General features: G+C 67.7%; 4 protein-coding genes. All 4 read left to right on the plus strand.

Going from position 1 to position 4671, the window contains the following annotated elements; all coding sequences use genetic code 11:
* Positions 1-336 precede the first annotated feature (336 nt).
* The 4 genes from GUY61_RS35000 to GUY61_RS35015 all read left to right on the plus strand — a co-directional run bounded on the left by GUY61_RS35000 (position 337) and on the right by GUY61_RS35015 (position 3924).
* Positions 337-573 carry a hypothetical protein gene (locus tag GUY61_RS35000; protein WP_166634350.1) on the plus strand — a complete coding sequence of 79 codons (237 nt, stop codon included), beginning with the start codon at positions 337-339 and terminating at the stop codon, positions 571-573.
* Positions 574-791: 218 nt separating this feature from the next.
* Positions 792-1382: a hypothetical protein gene (locus GUY61_RS35005; RefSeq protein WP_166634351.1), complete on the plus strand. Its 591-nt coding sequence runs from the start codon at positions 792-794 to the stop codon at positions 1380-1382.
* Positions 1383-1414: 32 nt separating this feature from the next.
* Positions 1415-1939 (plus strand): hypothetical protein, encoded by a 525-nt coding sequence (locus GUY61_RS35010; RefSeq protein WP_024126620.1) that lies wholly within the window; start codon positions 1415-1417, stop codon positions 1937-1939.
* Between the two features lie 842 nt (positions 1940-2781).
* On the plus strand, positions 2782-3924 hold the full coding sequence (locus GUY61_RS35015) for a hypothetical protein (RefSeq protein ID WP_166634352.1): 1143 nt from the start codon (positions 2782-2784) through the stop codon (positions 3922-3924).
* Positions 3925-4671 lie beyond the last annotated feature (747 nt).

Genomic DNA, 4671 nt, shown 5'->3' on the forward strand with positions numbered 1-4671 from the left:
GGCCCCGGCTCCACCCCCCGAAGTCGCCTTCCTCGAGGCCCCTGCGGACAGTGCCTGAACCATCCGCCCGGGAGCCCCCCCCGGCCGCCGGCCAGAGGGGGCTCCCGGGCACCCGAAACCCCTTCCCGCCGGCCATCACTCCCCTCCCCCGCGCAGGCGCCGCCAGCCATCTATCGGCGACATCTACGACCGTCTGACCTGCGCATCTATGGCAACGCTAGAAGCATCTACCGCCCCCATCTACCGTTCCCTATCGGCTTGTTCCGATCCCGTAGGGCGCGGCACCCCGGTACCGTCGAACCACATCCGACAGGACCGGCGGAAGAGGAGCCCGCAGTGGCATGGCGGTACGAGTGCGGCCCATGCGGGATCACGACCGGGTGGCTGCCGAAGGATCAGGCCGCCGCCAAGCGGGATGAGCACCGGGACACCGTCCACCCCGGCATGATGCCGACGGCCGAGGTGTTCGAGTCCAACGCCAAGTCGATCGCTAAGGATCCGGCCGCCCTGCGCATGTGGGCGGTCATCGTCGGCATCTGCCTGCTCGCCTGGATCATCCAGTCCATTAGCTGACGCGCAAGCACTCACACAGCGCTCTGACGCGCCCAACGCCGGGGCTGCCCAACGCCTCACGACGAGGAGACGGATCGACACCTCAACTATGCGTTGCGTATTGAGGGTTCAATGTGTACTGTGATCTTCGCGGAGAAAGTTCCGCCTCTGTGTCACACGCCGCTCGCGCACAACACCTGTAGCAGACGAGCGCACCCACACACCTCCTGGAGCCCAACGTGCCCACGCCCCGCACCCTGACGCTCGGCACCGCCCTAACGGCCGCCGCGCTCCTCGCCCTCACCGGCTGCACCAACGAGCCCATCAAGCACGGCGAGGTCATCGACAAGCGTGGCTACGACGGTCGCTGGATCACCGACTACGAGGACGTGTACCGCCAGGACTGCTCGACAATCCGCACTAGCTCGTTCACCACTACCGCCTTCGCGGGCCGCAGCGGCGGCTCCAGCGGCAGCAAGTCCAGCAGCGGCAAGTCCAGCTCGTCGGGCAGCACCGGCAAGAAGAACAACGACACCACCCCCGGCGGCTCCGGCGGCTCCGGCGGCTCGTCCGGCGGTACCCAGCCCGGCAAGTCGCTCACCAACGGAGGCACCTCCGGCACCACCCAGCCCGGCTCCTCCGGCTCGACCACAGACGGCAGCAGCCAGCCCACCAAGCAGTGCCAGCGGCAGTACGTCGGCCGGAAGCAGACCGGTCAGCACTGGCAGCCGGGCAAGTGGGAGCTCCAGCTCCGCGACGGCGACCGAACCGGCTGGATCACGGTCTCCGCGACCACCTACAACGACACCGATCTCCACGACCACATCTGACCGACCCCGGAGACCCACGAGGAAGATCCGTCATGCCCGACGCACCCAAGTACACGCCCTACAGCATCTACATGCTGGAGCCACACGCTGATCATGCGACCGCCGAGAACGGCCACATCCCGATCGAAGCCATTGCCGAACGCGTCTACGGCAAGCCGTATAGCTCGCTGCGCGGATGCCAGCGGGACGACGAGCACATCGGTAATGACAGCGTGAAGCTGTACGAACTCACCTCCGACGACGACTACCTGGAAGCACTCGGAGACCTCGACGACGCCGAGCTGTACCTGGGCTGGGACTCCCGTACCGGCGAGAGCGTCGTCAAGACCGGCATGACTGAGCTGGATTACTGGCTGAGCATCCGCGTCGCTGACGAGAACACGCCAGCCACTGTCGAGGCGAACCCGCCTGAAACGCAAGACCTTGAGAACGCCGTGTTCGAGGACCGATTCTTCGCCGATCGCGCCTTCTCTCCCTCGCTGAAATTGGTCCTGGCCGATCTCATCCGGCGCGGCGAGATCCCGCGCGGGGATTACCTGTTCCGGCACTGGTGGTGATCGAAACGGAACGAGGACCGACGCCACGGAGCCCCGGTGAGTCACGACTGGCCCTCCTCCCTGGCGATCCGCTGCCACGCGACCAGTTACCCACCCCCAGCACACCCGTCCCGACTACCTCCGATGCGGGGCCACCACCCGGTGGCCCCGCATCATCCAGTGGGAGACACCAGATGCACCCCTTCGTTCTCGGAAGAGGCCTCGGAGCCGTCGTCACCCTGCTCGCTCTCGCCCTCAGCCGGCGCCTGACCAGGCGACCGCACTGCTCCTGGTGCGCCACAGCCTCGGCGTGGCCCACCTCCCAGCACGACCCCCTGCACTGCCGCGGCTACGTACAAGAACGACGCCGCGAGCGCCTCCGCGACATTGCACACGACGCCCGGTCCCGGAACCGAACCTCTGGGGCCACGCGCACCTCTCGACGAAGAACGGTGCTAGTCGCAGCCCAGGCTCCGTCCCCGCCAACCAGGAGCCCCATAAAGCCACTTCACCCAGCCCACCAGATGAGGACCGATGGCCCGCTGCCCCGCCACACTCCCGACGGATTACACCACCTGCGCCGGCCCCGTCGCCGTGACCGTGCTCGACGCGGACAACGCTGGCGCCGATGGATGCGAACATCACGCCGCACGTCTCCTCGCCGTCCTCGACCGCGGCCGCGTCTTCGCACTGCCCCACGCCCCCGCCGGAGCGGCGCACCGCGTCTTCAAGGCTGCAGCTCCGCAGGGCGACAGCCTTCACCGCCTAGCCGACGCCATCGTGACCTCGCCTGCAACGACCCGATGAAGCCCGGGCCGACCAGGCCCCGCTAACCCGCCACCAGTCACCTGAAGGGAACCCTCGTGCCCGTCGGCCACCACCCCGAACACACCGTAAAGGCGTACCGCGATGAACGCCCGTCCATCACCCGGCTCATCCTCGAAGCGCGTTGGGCCCACTATCGCCTCACCGACGCTCTCGAATACGACCCCGACAGCGACGCCGTTCCCGCCCTGCGCCGCTTCAACCTCCTGCACGCCGGCGCACTCGTCGACGTCCTCGCCCTGCGCACCCGAGACCCCGACCTCTACGAAGCCGCCCGCGACCACGGCGCCCTCCTCCGCGAGGTCGACGGCCTGGCCCTCGGCGACCACCCCCACAACGGTCTCGACCACCTGCGAGCCCAGTACGCCCGACTCCACCAGCACACCCACGGCGACTCATGCCTAGCCCCTCAAGCCACTGACGACTCTCTGCCACCCAAGCGCCCCTTCCTCCGACCCGGCCCCCGGCTGGTTCGCCAAATGCTCGACACCTACGCCTGGGCCAACCTCGGCCTCACCTCCCGCTTCCCCGCCGTCGACGTGGCCAGCGAACAACGGCGACACCTCATGACCCGCGGACTCCTACTCGACTGGGCCGCCACCGCGGCACCGGCCGACAGCGCCGCAGCGGTGGCCGCGGCCACCGCCGGCCACGCCCTGCGGGCCCTCGACCGCCGGCCAGCCCTGAACGATCTCCGCGCCCGCGCCTATCTCCTGGACGCCTTCCGCGACTTCGACGACCAGCACGAAGACGAGGACTCGCACCCCCACGACTGCGCAGGGCGCTGCGACGGCACCGGCGAAGTCCTCACCGTGCTCACCTGGGAGCACCACGGCGACGACAACTACACCGCCGTCCACCAAGAGCCGATTCTCTGCATCGGCGCCCCCACCGCCCACGCCCCGGACTGCGCCACCTGCGGCGGACACGGCTTCACTACACGCCCGGCTACCGCGAGCTCTGCCTCGACGGGCGCATCGGCGACGGCGAGCCCATCGCGGCCACCGTGGCATCGCAGGGAGCATGACCCCGCCGCGTCCCAGGCAGCTAGAACAGCCGGCGCTGAGCGGCACGCTCCACCTGCGCAGGCGCCGGCCTTCCCGGGGCCGCTCCTTTGGACTGTGATTTCTCTCCCCCGACCTGAGGGGGAGAGAAGTCTCTCCCTCCAGCGCGGCAACTGAGAAATCTCCCCCCTGACCTGAAAGGAGGGAGATTTCTCCTCCCCTTCCCAGGGAGCCCAACTGCAGGGGGGTGATTTCTCTCCCCTCCGTGAATGCCGGAGGGGAGAGAAATCACCCCCCGCGAAACAGGGGACTTGGCCACGCAGACCACCGCCAGAGGCCAGCTTGCCTTACAACTTGCCCCACAACATGCCCTACAACTTGCTCTACAGCTTGCCTTTCAACTTGCCTTTCAACTTGCCCCCAGGCTGCGCCCTCGACACGGAAACCTGCACTTCAGGGCGACGGTCAAGGGGGTTGGAATGCGCCGACTACTTCTCTACGAGACCCCCAAGGGCACTGAGGACATCAGCGAAGAGCCACAGGCGAACGACAGGAAGGAGGAAGCCGGCGGGGAGTGAGGAGGAAGGGAGACGGAAGGGGAGAGCAGCAGGAGACGGGAGGAGCGAGGGAGAGAGGAGCAGCGAACAGAGAGAGCAGGCGGACCGGCAACGGCAAGCAAGACGAAGAGGCCGAGGAGCACAAGAGCCGAAGAGACAGAGGAGCAGCCGAAGCACACAACGACAGACGAGACACAGACAGACCACGAAGCACGGAGCCAGACAGGGAGAACGGAAGCGGGAAAGCCAGGGACCGTCAGCACGAGGCAGAGCCGAGACAGGATCGAGAGGGGCGGGGAGTTGAGCAGGTCGCGACGAGGGATGCGGAACGCAAGCGGCCCCGCCCAGCGAAACGCTGAGCGGGGCG

The organism is Streptomyces sp. GC420 (assembly GCF_009916105.1).
In the GTDB taxonomy this organism is placed as follows: Bacteria; Actinomycetota; Actinomycetes; order Streptomycetales; family Streptomycetaceae; genus Streptomyces.